We start from the raw sequence: 22,774 nt of genomic DNA on the forward strand, positions 1-22,774 counted from the left end.
CGGTTTAGCGAAGCAGAGTATGTTATCCCTGATTAAGTTGCTTGTTGCTGCTTTTTGCCAAGCCGGATGGCAGAGAAGAGGAATTGCCAGCTTCCCATCAGAGCATATCCTGCCACGCTGCCCGGGCCAAAGGTAGGTTGTCCAGCGAGGACGATAAAGGTAGTACCAGCAATGACTGAGAGGGCACCGCCAAAGAGCAAGACGGCCTGACCTTTATGGGTGCGCCAGCGTCGTAATGCGAGAATAAATTCCAGGGCTCCAGTGATGATGGCCCAGACACCGAAGACACGAAGGATGGCCGGGACCCCCATCTGTAAAGCAATAAGAACAGCGATGACAGTGAGCAGGCTAATGATCACGTTGAGTATCTGGGCCATAATGGCGTGTGTTGCCCGATGAATATAGCCATCATAAGCGGCAGAGACTGCGTCAAAAGCTGGATAGATGATAAGAAGGACAATAGTCACCGTTGGGAAACTTTTTTGTACGCTAAAGAGAAGAAGTGCCCAGAGAAAGGCAAAAATGGCGCGTATAAAGTAGAGCAGGCGTAGCTGGCGTGCTGTCTGTATAGCCGATGCCTGGACAGAGAGGCCAGATGTATTTTGTTCCATAGTAGACATTCCTTTTCGTCTTTTATTTAATCTATGCCTGACTATACAAGTTTGGAGAAGATAAGCCTATCTACTAAAAGGTAGAACGCGGGTGGAGAAATGTGGGCGTCTCCTTCTGACCATCTCCAGGCCTTATGGTAGAATACAGAGAGAAATTTTCGGAGAGAGAGATGCGCGACAGGCTAGTGCTCTCCCTGGCACACGAAAGTAGGTAAAATGATGCAGACAGGACCACATAGTCAGACGGAAGCGGTGGATGGAGCGGGTGTCGGTCTTCTGAAGGGCAACAGTCGGCCCCTTCTTTTAGCGGCGAAGCTCTATATTCCTCGGCCTGTCCCTACGCTTGTTGCCCGCCCAGCGCTTCTGAAACTTCTCAATGATATAATCCATTACAAACTCGGCCTGCTTACTGCTCCTGCGGGTGCTGGAAAAACGACCCTGCTGAGTGCCTGGGTGGCGCAAACAGCCTCTCCTTGTGCTTGGCTTACGTTAGATGAGCGGGATAACGATGGGGTACGCTTTTTGACGTACCTCATTGCCGCGTTGCAGCGCTTGGATGCAATGCTGGGCAGAACTACGATGGAGCTTTTTCATACTGCTGGACCACTGAACCTGGAAGATGCGCTGATTCCTCTGATGAACGATCTGGGATCGCTTGAGCACGATATGCTTTTGGTACTGGATGATTATCACGTGATTACCGATGAGACCGTGCATATCATATTACAGTTTTTCCTGAGTCATCAGCCTGAGCGTTTTCATCTGGTCATTGCGAGTCGCCGTGATCTTCCCCTCTCCCTTGCCCGGTTGCGTGCCGCCAACCACCTGTTGGAGGTGCAAGAGCGCGATTTCCGTTTCACGTTCACAGAGGCCGCGCAACTCTTCACAACGTTTCTGGAGCGACGACCAGAAGATAGCGAGATTCACGAACTGATGATACGTACCGAAGGCTGGGTCACAGGACTCCAATTGGCGGCGTTCTATTTGCGTAATCATCATAGCTATCGAGAGGCTATTGCGCAGTTTAAGGGAAATCATCGCTTAGTCGCTGATTATCTTGCAGAGGAAGTTTTTGACCGGCAGCCCGAACAGGTTCAACATTTCCTGCTCAAGACAGCGTTGTTGCAGCGCTTCAATGCTGCGCTCTGTACAGCCCTGGATAGTATCGGATTGCCGCATGTTGTGTCATCAGACGATAGCGTAGAGATGTTAAGGATACTGGAAAGCCAGCAGGTCTTTCTCGTTCCACTTGACGAGGAGCGTCAGTGGTATCGTTATCATCACTTATTTGCCCAATTTTTACGTGAACGGTTGCAACGGCAGTATCCTGAATGGGGAGCGATGATTCATCGTCAGGCCTGCCATTGGTATCGGCAGCATGGCTTTTTTGAGGATGCAATAGAGCATGCCCTGGCAGCTGAAGAGCATGCTCAGGCGGTTGAGATGATTGAGCTGGCCACTCCTATCCTGTTGCTGCGAGGGGAAGTTGGCATGTTGCGCCATTGGCTAGAGTCATTGCCTGCCACGCTTCTCCAGCAGCATCTGACGCTGGCTGTTGCATTGTTGTGGACCTTTACTCTTCTGGGGCAATTTGAGAAGGTCGATAGCCAGATTGGGGAGATTACCCAGCTTTTGGAGCGTCAGAGACAAGAGGGTGGGGAGACGCAAGCCACATTGGAGCTTCAAGGGGAAATTGCTGCCATCTCGGCCGTGTTGGCCTTAGTGAAAAGAGATTTTATTCAGGCCGTTCAGCAGGGAAAGGTGGCGGTGGCGTTGATTGCCAAAGATCATCTCTTTGCACGTTGTGTGGCAACGCTCGCATTGGGCTCTGCTTCGCGTGCCAGAGGCGACATTGTACTGGCTCGTGATGCCTTCACAGAAGCGATTGTCTATGGGCAGATGCGCGAAAGTGCTTCGCTGGTGATCTTTGCCAGCCATCAACTGGGACAACTCTGTTTGGAACAGGGGCAGCTCCAACAAGCCGCTCAAGTATATCGCAAGGTACTTCAATTAGTCCATGAAGAGAAGGGGAAGCATCTTCCTGTGACTGCGTTTGCCTGCATCGAGTTTGCCGGGATTCTTCGCGAGTGGAATCAACTTGCAGAGGCAGAGGCTCTGATTGAGGAGAGTCTGCAGATAGGTGCGTGGGCGGATGTGCCCGAAGTGATCCTGACAGGTCTACTGGCTTCATTGCGATTAAAGCTTTCCCAGGGTGATCTGGTAGCCGCCTGGCAGATATTGGAGCGTGCTGAGAGTCGTGTGTCAGAGACGCGCAACCCCAATTTTCAAGTTGAGCTGACAGCCGCACGCATCGACCTGTGGTTGAGGCAAGGGAAGGTCGCAGCTGCAACTGCCTGGTTTGGTCAGACGTTGGGGAAAGCGCTCCCAGAGAAGGCATTCAGGCATATCATCCACTTCACGCAGATTCGCCTCCTCCTTGCCGATCAGCGGTGGGAAGAAGCCCGGCAACAGCTCGACACGTGCCAGGTCGAGGGTCAGGTTTTTCCGAGAGTCCCAGGAGAGTCGTTTATTGTTGCTAGACTATACGCAAAGATTGATACTATGCAGGGTAAGATGGAGAGTGCGCTTGAGCGGGTGGCAGATCTTCTCGGCCAAACCGAGGCAGAGGGATATATACGCTTGTTCCTTGATGAGGGCGAGTGGATGCTAACCCTCTTGCGCCGCCTCCTGGCGCAAGGAAGGCATACACGTTACATTCATCTCTTGTTAGGGGGGATTGCCGAAAGGAGTGGTGAGCCTGTTGTGACTGTTGCAAGCGCTGATATGTCCAGAGGACAGCTTCTGAGCGCCCGTGAGTATGAGATCCTCCAGCTCATTGCGCGTGGTTATACGAATCAACAGATGGCAGAGCAGCTTGTGGTCTCTGTGGGTACTGTGAAGACTCATATCAATAATATGTTCCGCAAGCTAGCTGTAGAGAGCCGCACCCAGGCGCTTGCACGTGCAAGGGAACTGGGGATGGCGTTACATTAGCATTGCTTACCCGATCTCTAGCGGTTCCATGTAGGGGTGGGGCTCGTTTTTTGCCATCGGTATCCTTGCTTCGCTCGACATTTATGTAGAGGGTGCTTCACGCACGCAAACCGATGTACGTCCAATGATAGCACGTTCCTTAGCGGCGTGGTAGCCTACCAGGGAAGGGACGAAGCAAAGATCCGACTCCATTTCTGATCAGCAAAAGGATAGCAAAGGCTAATCTTTCTCCTCCAGCGGCACCAGGCGCTGTTGCAGCGCATAGATTGCGGCCTGGGTGCGATCGGCCAGATGGAGCTTCGAGAGGATATTGGAGACGTGCGTTTTAACTGTCTGGTCGCCGATCGAGAGATCCAGCGCGATTTCGTGATTGGAGCGGCCACGAGCGATGCGCATCAGGACCTCTAATTCGCGTGGTGTCAGCTCATTAAGCGGATTTTGGGCTTGCTGCTTCATTTCGCGCAGGACACGGGCGGCAACCATGGGATGCAAAATACTTTCGCCTCGTGCTGCGGCCCGTACGGCGGCGATCAGGTCAGGAGGAGTGGTATCCTTGAGCAGATAGGAGAGCGCTCCAGATTTAATCACTCCAAAGATCTGATCGTCTTCGTAGTACGAGGTCAGTACAATGATCTGCGTGGCTGGCGTGATACGTTTAATCTCTCGCACAGCGGTCACACCATCCATTTCGGGCATCAGCAGATCGAGCAGAATCACATCGGGCAGGAGTTCGGTGGCCAGCTTGATAGCCTCAGCGCCATTGCTACCCTCGCCGATCACGGTCATGTCGGCTTGTTGCTCTAACAGGAAACGAAGACCTTGCCTTACGACAGCGTGGTCATCAACAATTAAGACTTGAATCACCTGCTTGCTCCTGTGCTAAATAAACGCGTATACATGTACCCTGTCCGGGTGTGCTCTCAAGCGTGAATGTACCATCCAATTCCTGGATACGTTCCTGCATAAGATGCAGTCCCAGGCCATGCTGAGTTCGACCCTCGTCGGCTTCAAAGCCAGAACCATTGTCACAGATACTCAGCATGACCTGCTGTTCCAGTGGGACAAGCGTGAGGATAATCTCAGTGGCATGCGCATGACGCACGGCGTTTGTCAGCGCCTCCTGGCTGATGCGCAACAGCGTATGTGCCGCCTTCGCACTCACCTCTACGGCAGTGATTTCTGTCTGAATAGAGATACCCAGACGCGTATTATAGCTTGTCGCCAGTTCCTGGAGTCCGTCGGCCAGACCAAGATCTTCAAGCGATAACGGACGTAATTCAAGCAACAATGCACGCATCTCACGAATAGTATTTGTCGCCGTTGAGCTTAAAGTTGTGAGTTGCGTTTGCAAAGGCGAATCAGAAGGCAACGCTATCTGTAGGCCGCCTGCTAACATACTCAATGAGAAGAGATCTTGCGAGATGGCGTCATGGAGTTCACGCGAGATACGCGACCGTTCCGACAAGCGCGCATTTTGTTCTGCCAGCTTCTGGCGCTGTATGATGCTCTCACGCAACTGTTCCGCCATCCGATTGAATTGTTCCTCCAACTGACCAACCTCATCTTTGCGTGTCACGGCGACGCGCTGCCCATAATCGCCATCGGCGAACAGCGTCGTAGCGGATACCAGACGGAGTAAACGCTTGACCAGACTACGTGTCGTGACCAGGCCAAATAGGCCACCAATTGGGGCAATCACAAGCACTGCTACAATGGTGCTAAAAAGCATGATCCAGCCCACAATTCCTAAAATATTCCATGTATTTTCAGATGGATCAGCATAAAAAGCAGGAACTTCTACATACACTGCACCGACAACAGTATGTTTGTACAAAATTGGCGCTGCGGCACCTATCACCTGTGTATCAGTCGCTGTCCTGTAGGTGACACCCTTATCGGACCCTCCAGTGAGCGCTTTAGTAATACCTGGCATGGCATAAGGTAGCAGTGGCACGGCAGAATGTTTGACAGCAAAACGACCCGGATACGAGCTCACCGCGATGTTTTTATCAGGGGTGATAAGCAGAGCAAAGGCAACAGATTCCGAGGCGGGATAGCTCTGTTTGACATATGGAATCGCATAACTGGTATCATTTATACTCCTGCCCGTAAGATCAGTAACCTGAGGGTCGCCAAGTTTCAAATCGGTAAGCTTCGTCGTCGTAAGTTGAGCCGTAAATTTATTGGCATCGATCTGCGCTGTCTGCTCAACCGCAGTTAAAGAAATCCCAACACTGCGATCTAACATCAAAACCACCACGAACGCAATCGCGAGCACCAGCATAAGCACAATAATCTCAAGAAAGATCACACACACAACCGTAATCCAGACATAAGAAAATGTCATACGCGCCTGGAGTCCTGACCATCTGAGACGAGGATGGAACGCTAGCGATTGCGTTGGTAGCTTAGTAACACCCTTCTGCTTCATATTCCTCCCGATAGACACCATTTATACATAATTATACTTCACTTTACCACTTGTTGAATATTTGCCCTCTCGTCCGACGCTACTACCCTGCCAAAGGCCATCGCACCTCTGTCGCATGGGAAACGTGTCTCCAAAACATCTCCAGAAGGCGATGGGGTGAGAGGCTCACCGACGTAGCGGCGCGGCTCCGCCGTGCTGTCTGTGACTCGTACGACCACGCTCCCCATGGGGTTCCATTGCGTGATCTTCCCACCGTGGATCGTCTCGTCTGCGTTGCTTTCAGATGCACATGGGACGTGTTCGTGCGGGAAGTGACAGCACGGCGGAGCCGCGCCGCTACGTCGGCGAGCCTGAGCGCCTGGTTCAAGGGACCATCCTCCTTTGCCACGCAACGTCCTTCTGTGTTTTGACAGAGCAGTAGCGGCGCGGCTCCGCCGTGCTGTCTGTGACTCGTCTGACCACGCTCCTCATGAGGTTCCATTGAGCAATCTTCCCACCATGGATCGTTTCGTCGGCGTTGCTTCCATCGGCACATGGGACGTTTTCGTGCGGGAAGTGACAGCACGGCGGAGCCGCTACGTTGGGTTGCAGATCTCTTCGGGGGAAGAGATCTGCAACCTGATGAAATCTAATGTGTAAGGGTGTAAGAGATTACTAGCAGCCATATATTATTGGGTAACATCACGTCGAATGGTGAGCCAGCACGACAGACCAATGAAGATGATCAGGTAAACAGCGAGCACGATGAGCGCATGTGCGTCCTGTGACGAAAATGACGTCTGGGATTCCAATAACGTGGCGGCATTCGTGCTGATCAGGTATTCTGGGATGGCGTGCAAAACGTTGCCAATGCTACCGCCAACGTTTCCGGAGACAACGTTCAATATAGTACTCAGAATGGGCTCGGCGAAAAGCCAGAGGATGCCACCGACGATGGCCGCCGTTGTGGAACGTCCAAGCGTGCCAAAGAAGAGCGTGACCATCGCATAGACGAACCAGACAAAAGTTGCAGTGAGTAGCAATAATAACGCCTGTCCAAGCCATTGAACGGTCAAGAAGTGAAAGTCAGGTGTTACACCTGAGATGGGATTGAGTATATAGCCAAGGAGGATACCTAGCAGTGTGATTATCAGTACTCCCAGAGCCACACAGATGAGTGCCGTGATTAATTTTGCCAGCAAGAATTGGATACGGGTTGGACCACGTGTAAAGATCAAGCGCACGGTGCCAAGACTATATTCTCCTCCAACCATCGACCCGGTCAGAATGATAATTAGAGGTGTCAGCAGGCCATAGGTGACAGCAGCTATGATAATCACAACAACGGAGTCAGGTAGACGAAGAGGAGTCGAGAGATCACGAACCTCCTTCTGCTTATATCCTGCCAACTCAGCCTGACTTGGTTTGTGCGTCAGGCATCCCTCAACCTTGGATTGGGAACAGGGGAGTGGCGCAAAAGTGCTGGCGTCTGCATTTGCAGCGATGCCAACGATAAGTGCATAAAAGAGCATTCCTAAAACAACCGCTGCAATACCACAGGCCAATAACATTTTGGATAGCAAACGCCGTCGCAACTTATAGAGTTCCATGGCAACCAGACGAAACAGAACGCTGATATAGTCAGTTCTCCCCATCGCAATTGATGATGTGCCTGCTGGCACGGGAGAAGTTGATGGAAGTGTGGTACTCATTATCTGACTCACTTTCAATTATTTATTCATACTCATTGGTGCTGTTAAAACAGGAGTGCCCAGATCAGCCATGGTTGGACGAGGATCTCTGGGAGCTTGCGTGGTGATATCCAGATAGAACTCCTCCAGGCTGACACGTCGGCGATACATTTCAGACACAAAAATGTTATTTTTAGCCAGAAGCTTCGAAAGCTCCGAAGTATAGACAGAAGTACCATGCAGACGTAATGCAACCATATTCTCTGCTTCAGTAGCTTTCCTGACATCGGCGACCCATGGACTCTCTTCACTCATTTTCTGGAGGAGATGCAAGGCTATCACGGTCTCTTCGGGTGTATCCAGATTGATGATGAGCTGCTCTCCCTCGCTCAAGAGTTCTTCCACACTCCCCTGCTTGATCAGATTGCCTTTTTGCAGAATGGCCACCCGGTTACACACCTGTTGCACCTCGGAGAGGATATGGCTGGAGATAAACACGGTCTTGCCCAGTGTTGACAGGCGTAAGATTAATTGTCGGATCTCGTGTACTCCCTCGGGATCAAGACCGTTCGTGGGCTCATCGAGCAATACCAACTCCGGATCGGCCAGCAGAGCTGCCGCGATACCCAATCGCTGCTTCATTCCCAGAGAATATTTACGGTACGCATCATTGGCACGCGCTCGCAGATCAACAATCTCGAGGACTTCATCAAGACGGCCCTGGTTGACACGACCCAGCTGCATGTTAGAGCTGGCGGCTATCGTCCGTAGATTATCCATGCCCGACAGGTAGGGATAGAAGACAGGCGTTTCAACAATCGCCCCGATACGCGGCTGGACAGCCGCACGATGGGTCGCAGCATCCTGCCCAAAAAGCTGGATCCGTCCGCTGGTTGGTCGAATCAGGCCCAGTAACATACGAATCGTCGTCGTTTTTCCTGATCCATTGGGACCCAGGAAACCAAAGACATCGCCACGCATCACCTGAAGCTGAAGATCGTTGACTGCACACATCTTGCCAAACGATTTTGTTAGTCGGGACGTACTGATAATACATTCTTTTTCAGACTGAGGAGACTGATCTTCCATAATGGTAACTCCTTTTTAATCGTCATGATTTATACATTTCAATCTTGCACTTTTAACATCAATTCATCATTGATGAGAAATATTCATATTTCTAAAGCAAAGAACGGTGCAACAACTTTGTATGCGCAGTGTAACATGAGGAAGCATGCTATGAGATCACATAAGAGGGTGATTCATTCTCATACTTTTGAGGGAGGCAATACCCATACATCAGTATGGGCCAGCAAACATTGACATACGCAACCCACACAACGGCATAATACAATTAACCCCCTGCCTGCTTCTCTACACCACAAATTATTTGTGATCAGAGCACAGGCGTCAGTAAGCATGTTCAGCGCTAAAAAGGAAGGACGAACTTCGATGAACAAGGCATTGATAAATGAAACCATCCGTCAGGTGGTTGCCAGCGGTCCATTCGAGAACAACTGGGAATCGCTCCAGACCTATCAGGTGCCTGCCTGGTATAAAAATGCCAAATTTGGTATTTTCATCCATTGGGGTGTCTATGCGGTCCCCGCTTTTGGGAGCGAGTGGTACTCACGCAATATGTACCAGCAGGATCAGCCTGATTTTCAGCATCATCGAGAGACGTACGGCTCGCAAGATACATTTGGCTATAAGGATTTCATCCCCTCATTCAAGGGTGAGCATTTTGATCCAGTAGCCTGGGCCACCCTCTTTCAGCAGGCCGGGGCCAGATACATAGTACCAGTCGCAGAACATCACGACGGCTTCGCCATGTACCGCAGCTCTTTCTCGCCGTGGAACGCGGTTCAGATGGGTCCACAACGCGATGTGATCGGTGAGCTGGCGACAGCGGTACGTGAACAAGGACTCACCTTTGGCTGCTCCTATCATCGCGCAGAGCACTGGTGGTTTTTCGATGGGGGTTTGAAGTTTCCTTCTGATGTACAGAGTGCGAGCTCCGCTGATTTCTATGGTCCTCCCCATCCCAAAGATGAAGAGCCAGATGAGGCTTTCCTGGCAGACTGGCTGAAGCGGCTCTGTGAACTGGTTGATCTCTATCAACCGCAGCAGATCTATTTCGATTGGTGGATCGAGGAGCCGGTCTTTCAGCCCTATCTACAAACCTTCGCGGCCTATTACTATAACCGCGCCGCACAATGGCAAAAAGAAGTAGTTATCAACTACAAACAGGTCGATCGTCCTGAACGCTCCTTTGCCGAAGGAGCCGCGGTCTTCGATATCGAACGTGGACAGACCACCGGCATCGCGCCGCGCTTCTGGCAGAGCGACACAGCCATCGCCTACAACTCCTGGGGATACATCAAAGGATTGCAGTATAAAAGCGTCTCCTCGCTCATAGGTGATCTGGTCGACGTCGTCAGCAAAAACGGCACACTGCTCTTGAACGTCAGTCCGCGTGCCGATGGGACCTTCCCTGAAGAGGACCAGGAGATTCTGCGATCATTGGGACGCTGGTTAGCCATCAACGGCGAAGCCATCTATGAGACACATCCCTGGAAAACCTTCGGCGAGGGACCAACTCAGATCGCGGAAGGGAATTTCGGTGATCAAAAACAAGCAGCCTTCACCAGTCAGGATATCCGCTTCACCGTCAAGGATGAAAACCTCTATGCCATCTTTCTGGCGTGGCCGGAACAGCACTACGTTGTGATAAAGACGCTCGCCAGCGACAGCGAATTGTATCCGCAAGCGATTACCAGCGTAGAGCTCCTTGGTTCAGCAGAAGCGCTTACCTGGACACGTGATACCAACGGATTACATATTCAACTTCCCAGACAGAAACCAGGCGATTACGCAGGCACTTTAAGGATTTATTAATTCAAAGCAAAATTGCTCTGCAACAGCTATAACTGTAACCACCTGGCGTAGTAATAGGTGATAGCGATAAGAAAGCCATGAGAAACCTATCAGATAGATATTTTTTATCTCTGTAATTGATAGAATTTTCTCATTATTACGCAAGAAGAGGTTATAGAGATGAAAAGCATGACCCAATCCTACGTTGCTGACAATGATGGCCCACTGGATGGAGGTATTATCGTCCTAACCATCCTGACGGCCATCGTCCATCTACTGCTCGCATTCGGCCATGGCATGCCCACAGGCAAGTTTCCATTACTGTTTTTATGCAATGGCATTGGCTACCTTGTCTTATTAGGAGTACTCTACCTGCCATCATTTGTGCGCATCCAGCCCATCGTACGCTGGGTGCTCATCGCCTACACTGCGCTGACAGTCGTCGTATGGATCGTCGTCACTCACGCAGAATATGATCCCTTTGACTACATCGACAAATTGATTGAGATCTCTCTGATTGTGCTTCTCCTGATTGTTGCACTACGTCCCCAGGCGTCAAGAAGGGCATAGACTGAAGCATTGTTTTTCCCGTTCAGAAAAAATCCTGGAATAGAGGACCATTTCTAACCTGCAATCAGGATATACTGCCAGAGATCTCAATCCATCGTGCGCGTCTCGGCGCAGTCAAGCAACTGAAGGGAAATGCATATGACCACAATCTATCTGGAAGTGGGCACAAAAAAGATCGCCGCCTGTTCGTTAGAATGGCCTGGTTGGTGCCGTTTCGGTAAATCAGAGCAAGAGGCGATGCAGGCCTTGACCGACACCATACCACGCTACCGGATCATCGCCCAACGGGCCGGATTGGACTTCGAGCCAGATAATCTGATCATCGTCGAGCGCGTACCCGGCAATACTACGACCGATTTTGGAGCGCCATCGATCATCGTCGCGACCGATACAGATCCTATCGATGCCGCAGCGGCCAGGCGAGGAGTCTCTCTCCTACAAGCGGCGTGGAAAATCATGGACGAGGTAGTGGCAACCTCACCCAACGATCTGCGCAAAGGACCACGCGGCGGCGGTCGAGAACGTGACGAAGTCGCCCGCCACGTGATCGAGGCCGAACGAGCCTACGCTCGCAAGATTGGAGTCCGCCACAAGCCATTCCCTCCTCAGGACCAGATTGCTCTGGATGCACTCCGCCAGGAGATCGCCGACGTCCTGAGCAAGCCCTCCGACGGCTCACCATTGACAGCCAGAGGCTGGCCGACTACCTACGCGATTCGACGCATCACCTGGCACGTCACCGATCACATCTGGGAGATAGAAGATCGTCGCACCTGAATGGCCATGAGTAGCGTCGCACGCTCGCGTGCGATGTCCCTGTGACTCGTATGAGCCAGCAGAATCTCGGCGCACCACACTAGCCTGCCTGCTCGTACGTCGAGTGGGACATCGCACGCTCGCGTGCGACGCTACGGGGTCTTCGCTTCGCTCGACCTCTTACGGACTACTTATGCCATAGAGCAGCCACGCGAGCGGCCTCGTGCTGGCTCTGTTCGCGCCCCAGATTGGTAGCGATGCCTCGCAAGGTGGGATCAAGCGCATTGCCTCCAACAGCTGCCAATGCAGCCTTCATCGCTTCGTCGGGCGTGATGACTTCGATCTGTGCTCCCTCGCGCCGCAAGCGCTCGATTTGTTCCTCCAGGCTTTCCAACACTGCAACCGGAGGAATCTCGGGCTGGAGCACAAGGATCTTGTCAAAGCCAGCGGCCAGATCCAGATTGGCCAGCGAATAGCATCCGCCATCGATATAGCGACTCTGATTGATTGTCGCTGGCGGCCAGCCATAAGGTAATGCGCTACTCGCCATCACCGCGTCGACGAGCTCAACGCCGGACTCCCGTGTGAAAACAGTCCGCTCGCCACTGAAGACATCGACAGCGACGATTTCTAAGCGGCTTTGAGGCCAGCTATGCACTGGCAGGCGCGAGCCAATCACCTCCCGACGCTGGGCCTCCCCGAATGTGGTAGGAGCAGCGAGCGCGAGAGCACCCACACGTTGCATAATCTCAGCATGAGTCCCTCCCTGCGCGAAGGCACGTGCGAAATCAGCTAACATCTGCACGAAATCGAGCTGAGGTGCCAATTCTTGGGCCTGTAACGCTGGATCAATCTGTCGCTGAAAGAGTTCGTCCAACGACAGGCCGCTGGTGATCTGCGCTGCGACATTAGAACCTGCCGAAGTTCCGATAAAGAGATCGGCATCACGAACATCTATCCCAGCATGACCCAGTCCGGCAAGTATGCCAGTCTCCCAGGAAATTCCCACAACTCCCCCTCCACCGAGTACCAGTGCTTTTGTTGGTTGTTGTTTTGTCTCTGTCATCTGCTCATCTCACCTCTATAAAAATTTTACCCGAAACTGTAGGAGAAAAGTAGCGTCCTACACCTGGTAGATCATACTACAAGCATGGTGACAACCCTATGTCACCTTTGAGTATAGTGATGAGCAATCTCGTTCGCTTCCTGCTGAACACGCTGGCGCAACGCTTCTGGTTCAAGTACCGTCGCGTCGGTACCAAGGCTCAACAACACACGTACTAACCACTCGTACTCCTCAGGATGCAAATGCGTGATGAGCTGCCCTTCTCCTTTTTCAGTATGTTGAAGGAGGTGCATTAGATGAGGTTCGCTCTCCAGTCGCAGGACACCACGAGCGGTCAGATGGATATGGACCAGCGGGAATGAGGGATGAAAATGAATCACAGTTGATGCAGGATGCTCCAGCGGTGGAGGCGACAGGGCTGCACTGACTTCCAGAAAACGATCGATACGATACACACGCATGGCTTTCCGCTCGAAGGAATACGCCTCACAATACCAGAGACCCAAATTGGTATAGACGCGTGTCGGAAGGATCGTTTGCTGCGAAACGCCCTTCTCAGAACGATAGGTCACAGTCATCCACTGTTTGACAAGCACGCTTTCCAGAAGAGGATCGAGAAACGGCGTCGGATAGGGTCGTGAGGGAACGACGAGAGAAAGCGCTTCTGTAAATTGGTCAAGTGCCTTGCTCTCACGGCGGGGCAACAGGGTCTCCACTTTGTCCAGCAGCGACTCACGCTCCCGTTTGAAGGGGGTCTCGCTGAGTTGTGAGAGCCCCTGGAGCGCCAGACGTAATAAGAGAGCTTCATGTAACGTCAGGGCGAGCGGTGGCAAGGAATAATCTGGTGGTAAGTGATAGCCACCCGAGGGTCCCAGATCGGCTGCAATGGGGAGGCCCATCTCGCAAAGAGCCTGAATATCACGCAGAATAGTGCGCCTGGAGACTTCAAAACGATGGGAGATCTCTCCAGCAGTGCGTTTTCCTCCTTGTAAAAAGAAGAGAATGGCAGTCAGACGATCAATACGATTCATGCGGGGGTCCTCTCCATCGGCTCCCTCTGAGGGGGCTCATCGTTCAAATCGGCTTGTGGAGCGCCCTCATTCCAGAAAGCCTGGAAACAATTGGTAATGGTCATGGGGGAGTATATCAGATGTGAAACAGTTTTTCCAGTCCGGATGAAACCGCCGCTATTAGGACAACTTCTTTCCGCATTGTATGATAGCCTATAAGAAACACTGCAAAAGGAGATCCAATCCATGGCTGAAGATCAACTCACGCTTACAACATTCTACACCTCCTGGAAAGAGTACCAGGATCACATCAAAGAGGCGCTCGCCCCGCTCACCTCCGAGCAACTCGGACTACGCCCTGCGCCCCACCTGCGCTCTATTGGCGAAAATGCCCTGCACATCATTGGTTGTCGAGCCTACTGGTTCATCGCGTTCCTGGGCGAAAATTGCGGCGAGGAGATGAGGCCATATATAGAGTGGAATGAGCTTGCACTCAAGCGTGGAGCACCTATTCCCAGCGCCAACAAGCTGGCTCAGGGCATCGACCGCACGGGACAATTTATGACGGATTGCCTGGCACGCTGGAGTCCTGCCGACATGCATCAGATTTTCCACGACGAGCCCGTTGATGTATCGCGTGCCTGGGTCGTCTGGCACGTGATGGAGCATGACCTGCATCACGGCGGCGAGCTCTCGCTCACCCTCGGCATACACAACATCCCGGCAGATTTCCCCGGCTAGATTTCCTCTCACGTGTCTATGAGAGGTCCTCACCCCAGGCGCAAACGCTCGCCAACGTAGCGGCGTCTGCTTGCCACGCCGACCAGTGACTCGTACGAGACGCTCCCCAGCGCACTTCATACGGCTTGATCGTACGTCGAGTGGTCAGCGTGGCCAAGCAGACGCCGCTACGTGGATGCGCATCCATTGAGAAGTATTCTCCTCTTGATACCTGCTCTATCTTTATGCTATGCTATTACTTAACCAGGCTAAGTATTTACCTGATTAAAAGAAAATGCTATTAACTATTTATCTGGTAAAACAAAAGAGGTTGGCCAATTGTCTTATCTATGAGGATTGTTAGATTGAGCGAGTATATGCAACAGGATAACCTGAATACGGCAGATCTGGCGGCAGATCTCCTCGATAAGTTCAGCCGCGTCCTCTCACGGGTGCGCAAAGATCTTTCCACAAGTGGAACTATTTTCGCTTCAGAGAGTAATGATCAGCAGGAAGTAGTATCTCCTCTGGCAACGCCGGTTCAGTTCAAGCTGTTACGCATCCTGCTGACACAGAACCGAAGCACGATGCAAGCGCTGGCAACGCATCTGGAGGTGACACCGCCAACGGTGACTGGTCTCGTCAAGCGCTTGCTTGCCCATGAGTATGTGCAACGCATCCATGATGATGCGGACTGGAGAAATATCTGGATAGAGATTACTCCTCAGGGGCGACAGGCAATCATTGCATATGATCGGCAGCGTGTCGCGCTATTACAGCGTCGCATTGAACACCTAAGTCCCGAAGAACAGTCACAGCTCCAGGCGATCCTGCCTGTTTTTTCGCATTTGTTGGAGGATTGATATGATGAGTGCAACTCCAAACGCCATTGAGGTGAAAAACCTGATCAAGCGTTACGCCAAAGCCACCTTTAACTCGGTCGATGACGTCTCATTCTCGGTACAACAGGGTGAGGTCTTTGGCCTGCTCGGTCCCAATGGCGCGGGCAAGACAACAACCATCGGCGTCCTGACCACCAGTGTGCGTCCGACGGGTGGTTCCGCTCAGATTATTGGTATTGATGTCATGGGAGATCCAGTGAGCGTCAAAGAGCATATCGCCGTCGTCCCACAGATGAGCAATCTGGACCGTAGCCTGCAAGTGCGCGAAATATTAACCTTCCACGCTCGCTACCATCTGATCCCGCGAGCGGAGCGGGAGGCGCGAGCAGATGAACTTCTCACAGAGTTCGGTCTGGAGAAGCGCAAAAACGATATCCTGGGACGCTTCTCAGGCGGTATGGCGCAGCGGGTGATGCTGGCACGCGCTTTGATGCATACGCCCGAGGTGCTCTTCCTCGATGAACCAACCAATAACCTCGATCCTCAGGCTCGCCTCTTCCTCTGGGAGCGTATTCGCCAATTGCATAGCCAGGGCACGACGATTGTATTGACAACTCACGATATGGAGGAGGCCGATCAGCTCTGCGATCGCATCGCGATCATGGATCATGGACGCATCCTGGCACTTGCGACGCCGGCAGAGCTTAAGAAAATGATCCCTGGAGGCAGCATGCTGGAACTACGCCTGACACTTCCGAAGCAGGTATCCACAGCGAGGTCCTCACTGGCAGTACAAACAGCTCCAGCTGAAGCGGCGCTTGCGGCCCTGCGTGCCCTGCCAGGAGTCTCCAAAGTCGAGGATACGCCACTCCCGGCAAGCGAGGGTGTCACTCTTTACCGCGTCTACGCTGAGGATGTCCAGATCCTCGTCGGGCAGGCCGCACGTGCACTGATAGAAATAGGTGTCGATCTCCAGGACTTGCATCTCGTCAAGCCCAGCTTAGAAGATGTGTTCATTTATCTCACCGGAAGGAATCTACGCTCATGAAGACGGTCACAAGTCCGCACACTCCATCCATAGAAGCCACAGCACAGCCAGCAGGACGCAAAAGACGTCTACGTTCGATCAGCATGGTCTTTCTGGGCATCCTCTCCCGCGACCTCCTGGTCACCCGGCGTCAACTCGCGGCCTTTTTAACGCAGTTCTTATTGCAGCCTCTTTTCTTTCTCTTCGTCTTTGGAGTTATCTTGCCCGGAGTCGGGATCGCCAGGCACGGCTACGGCGCACTCCTTCTGCCAGGCATCGTAGCACTGACAGTCGTCACCACGTCGCTGCAAGGAGTCGCGCAGCCGCTTGTCCTGGATCTGGGCATTGGGCGCGAGATCGATGATCGTCTCTTATCGCCCCTCCCGACCAGTCTGGTGGCCATCGAAAAAGTTGTCTTCGGAGCCATTCGCGGACTCATCGCTGGAGCCGTTATTTTTCCTCTGGCTTACTTTATCCTGGGCAGCGAATTTGTCGTACGCAATGACGCCATCGGCGTGATTGTAGCCGTCATGATCCTGACAGCCTTAGCCGCTGGCTGCATCGGTCTCACACTGGGCACATTGGTAGAGCCGGGACAGATCGGACTGGCCTTTGCGCTCATCCTGACGCCATTGATGTTTACCGGATGCGTCCAATATCCGTGGGGAACGCTTAGCACACTACGCTGGTTTCAAATCGTCACACTGATCAATCCGCTCACCTACGCCTCGGAGGGACTGCGCTACGCGATGATGCCACTGGTGAATGGACAACGACAGGCAACGCTCGGACTCCCCTGGGTCTTCCTGGGGCTGATCGTCTCATGTCTGGTCTTTCTCTTGCTTGGCCTGACCACATTTCAGCGACGCGTAAAGAATTAATCTCTGCATAGGCCATTCACCCCATAGCAAGCTATATGCATATGCATTACAATGCATATAGCAAAAGGTCTAAAAGGAAGCATGCTTCAATCATGGGGTTACCTGTAAAAGCACAGCAGCTCGGCAAACAATTGCGATATTTCCGTTCGACGCATCTGTATCACTACCACAACGTGACCGGTATTGCATGGAAATATCTCATCAGCGGTCAGCACAATCAGGATACGTTACTCCTGCTCCCTGGCGCCCCCGGTCTCGGCGAGCTCGCCTTTCAACATATCATAAGTTTCGAAAGCAAGTATCGCGTCATCTCGCCCGACTATCCAGCGGGAGTGACGACCATGGCCTCCCTGGTAGAGGGACTGGTCTCTATCCTGGAACATGAAAACGTTGATACAGCCTTTGTGCTCGGAGGCTCTTATAGCGGAATGGTGGCACAGTGTCTGGTACGGCGTTATCCACACAAAGTGAGCAAACTCATCCTGGATCATACCAGCCCTCCAGGGAGAGAGCGAATCGGCATCCATACAATCTATCAACGACTCCTGACCTGGCTGCCGCTTGCATGGATACGCCTCCTGCTCAGAAGTGGGACATACCTCTCAACGAGGTGGGGAGCAGCTGAATTGCGCTTCTGGGGTCGCTATTTCGATCGCTACGTGATTGGGACTCTGACAAAAGAGGATTATGTCAGCCGCATTCAAGCGTGTCTTGATTATTATCGCCACTATACGTTCGGGGATGAAGATCTCAATAGCTGGGCTGGCAGTATACTGATTATCGAGGCCGATAACGATAACTATGTACCGGCTAGAGCCAGAGCCACACTTAAAAATCTCTATCCCACGGCTCGCATACATACCTTTCATCGCACAGGCCATGCGGCCTGGGCGACCAATACAGAGATCTTTTTTTCCATCATTGCGCAATTTTTAGAGGAGAAGGAATGACCCACCGATCCCACACTCCCCAGGATTGGCTCTCTTGCATCTTACTGACATTCCTGGCGCTCGATCGTATGACAAAGTTAGCCACCATCATACACTTTTTCAAGCGAACACCGCCGCCCGAGCCTGGAGATTGGCCCTCTGTCACACTGTTGCAGCCGCTTACCCGTGGCGTCAGTGGGCTCACCAAAAGCCTGCGTTCCCGAGCCAGACTGGACTATCCAGGAACCATACAGCATCTCTTCGTTTGCGATACGAAAGATGTAGAGATTCAGCAGGAGGTAGCAGCACTGCTCGCAGGATATCCTCACTTGCAGGCACAGATCTTTCTGGCCGAGGCCCGGAATGGAGAGGTCGCCACGAAAGTAGAAAAACTGATGCTGGCACTTCCTCAAGCCACGGGTGAAATCCTCTGCTTCATCGATGATGATGTGGCGCTACGACCTCAAGCATTGCACCAATTGCTCCCTTATCTATTCCAATCAGGCGTCGGAGCAGCCTTTGGCCTGGCCTGCTATACCAACTGGAGCACGCTCTGGTCAAGCCTGATGAGTACCTTCGTGAATATCAATGCGCTCATCAGCTACATCCCGCTCAGCTATCTCACGGAGCCATACACGATCACCGGTCACTGCTTCGCGCTCTCGCGTGCCACCTTTGAGCAAGTGGGAGGACTTACTCAGCTCGAACGGCGCGTCGACGATGATCATGAGATCGCTCGTCGTGTCCGCAAAGCCGGTCTGCACATCGTCCAGACCCCTATGATCTACGATGTGGATAACTACTTCGGCTCATTCAAAGCTTATAGCAAGCAGATGAAGCGCTGGTTTACCTTCCCACGTCAAACCATGCTCCCATTTATGACATCTAAAGAGCAAGGTATTTCGCTCCTCGCGAGCAGCGGACAACTCTTGCCAGCCCTGCTGGTCGTAGTAGCTGTCCTGACACTGAAACGTTCCGCCTGGCAAGCGCTCATAGCCGGTCTGGGCATCATTGGGACAGGCCATATCGTATGCGAGCTCTACTATTTAAAACGGTCGACGCCACTCAAAAACTGGCTCCTTGTACCACTTATCGCCATTCTCGGTCCGCTTCAGGTGCTCGGAGTGCTACTATCAAATGACGACGTTGAATGGCGTGGACAACGCCTGCGCATTCATCTCGGAGGAAAAATGGAGATACTACCTTGAATAAGCTACAAAAAATGGGTTGGGGACTCGCGGCCTTCATGCTCGGCGAGCGCCTCTGGAAACAATGGCTGGTGACGCGTTTCTTTCAGCGTCCATTACCAGTCACGCAGCATACGCCTGCGCTCGTAAGCATCATTCAGCCCATATTGAGTGGTGATCCAACCATGACAACCTGCCTGGAGAACAGTCTCAAATTAAAAAGTGCGAGCAGCTTAGAATTTATCTGGCTACTCGATCAGGAGGATAAAGAAGGCATCCGCATCTGCCAGCAGCTCATCGCTCGCTATCCAGACCGCCAGACCCAGCTGATCCTCGTCCCGCAGACGCCCGATAATATCAGTCCCAAGACGTTTAAGCTCATCGAGGGCCGTAAAGTAGCGCACGGCGATGTTATCTGCGTGCTCGATGACGATACCATGCTTCCCATCGATGGATTGGATAGCGCACTCGCTTTTCTCGATCAGCCTAACGTCGGACTGGCATTCGGACTCCCTTATTATGTCAACTTTTCAAATGCCTGGTCGAGCATGGTAGCAGCCTTCGTCAACAGCAACAGCCTGCTCACCTACATCCCCTATCTGGCGCTCACCAAGCCCTTTACGATCAATGGTATGTTTTATGTCATGCGCAGCACGGTGCTCGATGGCATGGGCGGCTTTGAGGCGATGAGCCAGATATTTGCCGATGATTTTGCGATTGCACACCTCTGCCGCACCCATGGATATACGTTGGCACAAACACCACTGCGCCATGGCATCAGTACACACGTACGCGATGCCGCGCACTATGCCAGCCTGATCCAGCGCTGGTTTATCTTCCCACGCGAATCGATCCTTCGTCACGTCTCCAAATTTGATCAGGCCGTCCTGTATTGCATCGGAGTGCTACCGACGCTCTTTCCGGCACTGCTACTCCTCTCGCTACTCATACGCCCAGGCTGGCTAAAACTCATGTACACACTTCTCTACTTCGGCTGTAGCCTCAGCATCATCGAGCGCCTGAACCAGATGTATCTTTATCAGGCAACTCCACCAGGCAAGCGCTGGTGGATACCTGTGATGACTATACTGATCCCATTTCAAATCCTGATCGCATTGTTTTCGCCACAACGCGTCAACTGGCGAGGGCATATCGTGCAAGTCAAGCGTGGCGGAAGTTTCCAATACATCCAAAAACGCACCAGATAGATATAAAGTCAGGATATTACTAAAAATGTACAGTAAATAATCGTTTTTGAACGGCTTACGTGGGGCCGCTGAGACTGCATTGTGAGGTAAAAAAAGCCGACCGCTCGAGCTCCTCACCATCTTTTATACCACTAAAACCTTTTGTCCTTCTTTCCCCCTATATTCAAAAGGGGCAATGAGATATATTTTTGGCATTATCCTCTCGACTAAATAGTATAAAGCGACAGGCTCATTACCAGCCATTGATATCACACATGGAATGTGTCCAAGCATATCGTTTTTGTAAAAAGAAAGGAGGACGAGCAATTTATTTATGTGATATTGCTCGATAATTATATGCCAAAAAAATCACTTCTATCTGAAGGATTAAAAAAATCCGATGCATCACGTGCACAGCAACCAAGGGAGGGTGAGATGCCCTCTTACGACTTACTTAGATCACAAGGAGAGGCTTTAAGGAGATCTCATAACGATTTTTTACGTCAGGGTCCGTCTATAACTCCCGCTGAAGGGTGGGGGGTCAGCCAAGTTCATGTCGACCGTGACACTCCAAGCACATATTCAGGAGACAGTGCTAGAACTTCCTTGCAAAATCTTATGGGTGAGCAAACTGATCATCGTCGTCATAACGACAACAGTGGGCCGAGTAGAAAAGAGCTACTCAAACAACCATTCGATAATATGAATGACCTACGCAACCATGCTATTCAAATGGCAGGAAGCGATAGATTAGAGCCCCAGGTTAGAGACGCAGTACATAATCTCAACCAAAAGGGGTATGAAACTGATGCATCGGGATTTACCTCAGACTTGAGTCAGCAATATATAGGAGGGCCGTTTGTTCTTAGTAAAAAAACCAAAAGGGAACTAAGAGCTGCGGGATATGAGGTTGCTCATAACTCGAAAGAATTCGATTTTATGCGCAACGGTAATATAGCAAGCTATAGTGATTACACGGTTATTCGCTTTGCAACAGACAAAGACAATTTAAGAGATATACAAAAAGAGTGGGCGAGAGTGACAAAACAAATACCGAGTCTTGAATGATAAGTTCACACATTGGTGAATTCCTATAATGCTTGTATTAATTCCAATTGAAATCCTTATCGCATTGTTTCCGTCACAACGCGTCAATTAGCAAAAGCAGCGAACGTGATGAAACCACGATCTCCAACGTTTTGAGGGGGGGTTTCAATGGATGTGAAATGCTCTTCCAAATTGCCTCTTATACATGTCTAGGATAAACGGACGCGATAAAGCCGGTAAATACCTTGGCACGCCATAAATGGCAAAAATAGGATTATTCACCTTTCTTGACACTATTGCACATTTTTCGCATCCACGAGATGCGCAACGACACGGTCAAAGACCATTGCGCCTCTCTCATATGGGAGATGTGTCTCCCAAACAGATCCGTGAAGCCGTGGAGTGACAGGCCAGTCGCTTCGACGACGTTGCCATGACCTTTGACAGAGCACTACGTTGGCCGGTCGGGACGGCCGAGGGAGAAATGGGTCATCTCGTTGCTCATCCCGTGGGCGTAAAAAAATGTGTAATACAGAGCAAAACAAGATACATGAATGTGGGCAATAGTACCAGAAAAAGGTGATTAATCAGCTTTTAGCCATTCTCCTGAAAATAAATTTTCATAGATAGTGGTGCTCCAGCGGAGTATGCGTTATTTATGGCGTGTCAAGGTAGAGACCGGCTTTAGCGCGTCTGGTTACCCTAGGCATGTATAAACGGCAATTCGGAAGATCTCTCACGTCGGATCGACTGGTCTACTTGTCTAGACCTATTTCGCCAACAGCATCCTTTAGCTCGTCCGGACAACATCCACATGTCTGAACGGCATCTCGGAAGACCGCTTCCCATCCATTTGAAATATCCGCCCAACCGCTGGGGAGCGTCGCCTCAGCACACCTGCTGCCTCGCTTCATGATCAGGCTTGCCGGAAGATTGATCCTGCTCCCAAACACGTCCTCTTGTTGCAGG

Annotated in this window: 22 protein-coding genes; 13 read left to right on the forward strand and 9 right to left on the reverse strand. The window is 51.6% G+C overall.

The genetic code is table 11. The annotated features are described in order from the left end of the window. Window positions 1-32 precede the first annotated feature (32 nt). Complete coding sequence (locus AC27N8_RS04040; RefSeq protein ID WP_487064199.1) at window positions 33-611, reverse strand: hypothetical protein; 579 nt, start codon at window positions 609-611, stop codon at window positions 33-35. Between the two features lie 216 nt (window positions 612-827). Here AC27N8_RS04040 and AC27N8_RS04045 point away from each other — a divergent pair, with 216 nt between their 5' ends. Continuing rightward, window positions 828-3,605, forward strand: coding sequence for a winged helix-turn-helix domain-containing protein (locus tag AC27N8_RS04045; protein ID WP_487064201.1), 2,778 nt, complete (start codon window positions 828-830; stop codon window positions 3,603-3,605). Window positions 3,606-3,824: 219 nt separating this feature from the next. Here the strand turns inward: AC27N8_RS04045 and AC27N8_RS04050 are convergent, their stop codons facing one another. From AC27N8_RS04050 to AC27N8_RS04060, 3 genes are all read right to left on the reverse strand, one after another. Further along, on the reverse strand, window positions 3,825-4,469 hold the full coding sequence (locus AC27N8_RS04050) for a response regulator (RefSeq protein ID WP_487064203.1): 645 nt from the start codon (window positions 4,467-4,469) through the stop codon (window positions 3,825-3,827). Then, complete coding sequence (locus AC27N8_RS04055; protein WP_487064205.1) at window positions 4,447-6,036, reverse strand: HAMP domain-containing sensor histidine kinase; 1,590 nt, start codon at window positions 6,034-6,036, stop codon at window positions 4,447-4,449. Before AC27N8_RS04055 ends, AC27N8_RS04050 begins: the two co-directional genes overlap by 23 nt. A gap of 82 nt (window positions 6,037-6,118) precedes the next feature. Next, on the reverse strand, window positions 6,119-6,424 hold the full coding sequence (locus AC27N8_RS04060) for a hypothetical protein (RefSeq protein ID WP_487064207.1): 306 nt from the start codon (window positions 6,422-6,424) through the stop codon (window positions 6,119-6,121). Between AC27N8_RS04060 and AC27N8_RS04065 the strand changes: the two genes are divergently transcribed. Continuing rightward, window positions 6,418-6,675: a hypothetical protein gene (locus AC27N8_RS04065; RefSeq protein ID WP_487064209.1), complete on the forward strand. Its 258-nt coding sequence runs from the start codon at window positions 6,418-6,420 to the stop codon at window positions 6,673-6,675. The two genes, AC27N8_RS04060 and AC27N8_RS04065, sit on opposite strands and share 7 nt — an antisense overlap. 29 nt (window positions 6,676-6,704) lie before the next feature. On the opposite strand, the gene AC27N8_RS04070 is transcribed toward AC27N8_RS04065, so the two are convergent. Continuing rightward, window positions 6,705-7,727: an ABC transporter permease subunit gene (locus tag AC27N8_RS04070; protein ID WP_487064211.1), complete on the reverse strand. Its 1,023-nt coding sequence runs from the start codon at window positions 7,725-7,727 to the stop codon at window positions 6,705-6,707. Window positions 7,728-7,745: 18 nt separating this feature from the next. Then, on the reverse strand, window positions 7,746-8,795 hold the full coding sequence (locus tag AC27N8_RS04075) for an ABC transporter ATP-binding protein (RefSeq protein WP_487064213.1): 1,050 nt from the start codon (window positions 8,793-8,795) through the stop codon (window positions 7,746-7,748). A gap of 363 nt (window positions 8,796-9,158) precedes the next feature. Between AC27N8_RS04075 and AC27N8_RS04080 the strand changes: the two genes are divergently transcribed. The 3 genes from AC27N8_RS04080 (at window position 9,159) to AC27N8_RS04090 (ending at window position 11,930) form a co-directional block, all read left to right on the forward strand. Further along, window positions 9,159-10,604: an alpha-L-fucosidase gene (locus AC27N8_RS04080; RefSeq protein ID WP_487064215.1), complete on the forward strand. Its 1,446-nt coding sequence runs from the start codon at window positions 9,159-9,161 to the stop codon at window positions 10,602-10,604. Window positions 10,605-10,763: 159 nt separating this feature from the next. Beyond that, window positions 10,764-11,153 (forward strand): hypothetical protein, encoded by a 390-nt coding sequence (locus AC27N8_RS04085; RefSeq protein WP_487064217.1) that lies wholly within the window; start codon window positions 10,764-10,766, stop codon window positions 11,151-11,153. Between the two features lie 138 nt (window positions 11,154-11,291). Continuing rightward, window positions 11,292-11,930, forward strand: coding sequence for a hypothetical protein (locus tag AC27N8_RS04090; protein WP_487064219.1), 639 nt, complete (start codon window positions 11,292-11,294; stop codon window positions 11,928-11,930). Between the two features lie 166 nt (window positions 11,931-12,096). On the opposite strand, the gene AC27N8_RS04095 is transcribed toward AC27N8_RS04090, so the two are convergent. Together AC27N8_RS04095 and AC27N8_RS04100 are read right to left on the reverse strand one after the other, a co-directional pair. Beyond that, window positions 12,097-12,975 (reverse strand): patatin-like phospholipase family protein, encoded by an 879-nt coding sequence (locus AC27N8_RS04095; RefSeq protein WP_487064221.1) that lies wholly within the window; start codon window positions 12,973-12,975, stop codon window positions 12,097-12,099. A gap of 101 nt (window positions 12,976-13,076) precedes the next feature. Further along, window positions 13,077-14,006, reverse strand: a complete 930-nt coding sequence (locus AC27N8_RS04100) for a helix-turn-helix transcriptional regulator (RefSeq protein WP_487064223.1) — start codon at window positions 14,004-14,006, stop codon at window positions 13,077-13,079. Window positions 14,007-14,231: 225 nt separating this feature from the next. Between AC27N8_RS04100 and AC27N8_RS04105 the strand changes: the two genes are divergently transcribed. Continuing rightward, entirely contained in the window at window positions 14,232-14,726 is a 495-nt protein-coding gene (locus AC27N8_RS04105) for a DinB family protein (protein WP_487064225.1), read from the forward strand. 16 nt (window positions 14,727-14,742) lie between these two features. On the opposite strand, the gene AC27N8_RS04110 is transcribed toward AC27N8_RS04105, so the two are convergent. Then, window positions 14,743-14,913: a hypothetical protein gene (locus AC27N8_RS04110; RefSeq protein ID WP_487064227.1), complete on the reverse strand. Its 171-nt coding sequence runs from the start codon at window positions 14,911-14,913 to the stop codon at window positions 14,743-14,745. Between the two features lie 157 nt (window positions 14,914-15,070). Here AC27N8_RS04110 and AC27N8_RS04115 point away from each other — a divergent pair, with 157 nt between their 5' ends. From AC27N8_RS04115 to AC27N8_RS04145, 7 genes are all read left to right on the forward strand, one after another. Then, window positions 15,071-15,568 (forward strand): MarR family winged helix-turn-helix transcriptional regulator, encoded by a 498-nt coding sequence (locus AC27N8_RS04115; protein ID WP_487064229.1) that lies wholly within the window; start codon window positions 15,071-15,073, stop codon window positions 15,566-15,568. Window position 15,569: 1 nt separating this feature from the next. Then, entirely contained in the window at window positions 15,570-16,595 is a 1,026-nt protein-coding gene (locus AC27N8_RS04120) for an ABC transporter ATP-binding protein (RefSeq protein WP_487064231.1), read from the forward strand. Beyond that, window positions 16,592-17,455, forward strand: coding sequence for an ABC transporter permease (locus AC27N8_RS04125; protein ID WP_487064233.1), 864 nt, complete (start codon window positions 16,592-16,594; stop codon window positions 17,453-17,455). The genes AC27N8_RS04120 and AC27N8_RS04125 overlap by 4 nt, the downstream gene beginning before the upstream one ends. Before the next feature lie 92 nt (window positions 17,456-17,547). Continuing rightward, window positions 17,548-18,405 (forward strand): alpha/beta fold hydrolase, encoded by an 858-nt coding sequence (locus AC27N8_RS04130; protein WP_487064235.1) that lies wholly within the window; start codon window positions 17,548-17,550, stop codon window positions 18,403-18,405. Continuing rightward, entirely contained in the window at window positions 18,402-19,592 is a 1,191-nt protein-coding gene (locus AC27N8_RS04135; RefSeq protein ID WP_487064237.1) for a glycosyltransferase family 2 protein, read from the forward strand. Before AC27N8_RS04130 ends, AC27N8_RS04135 begins: the two co-directional genes overlap by 4 nt. Then, the gene (locus AC27N8_RS04140; protein WP_487064239.1) at window positions 19,589-20,779 is read left to right on the forward strand and encodes a glycosyltransferase; all 1,191 of its coding nucleotides are present in this window, start codon (window positions 19,589-19,591) and stop codon (window positions 20,777-20,779) included. Before AC27N8_RS04135 ends, AC27N8_RS04140 begins: the two co-directional genes overlap by 4 nt. 261 nt (window positions 20,780-21,040) lie before the next feature. Then, complete coding sequence (locus AC27N8_RS04145; protein WP_487064241.1) at window positions 21,041-21,826, forward strand: hypothetical protein; 786 nt, start codon at window positions 21,041-21,043, stop codon at window positions 21,824-21,826. Window positions 21,827-22,774 lie beyond the last annotated feature (948 nt).

Source organism: Dictyobacter sp. Z7_2 (genome assembly GCF_057551105.1).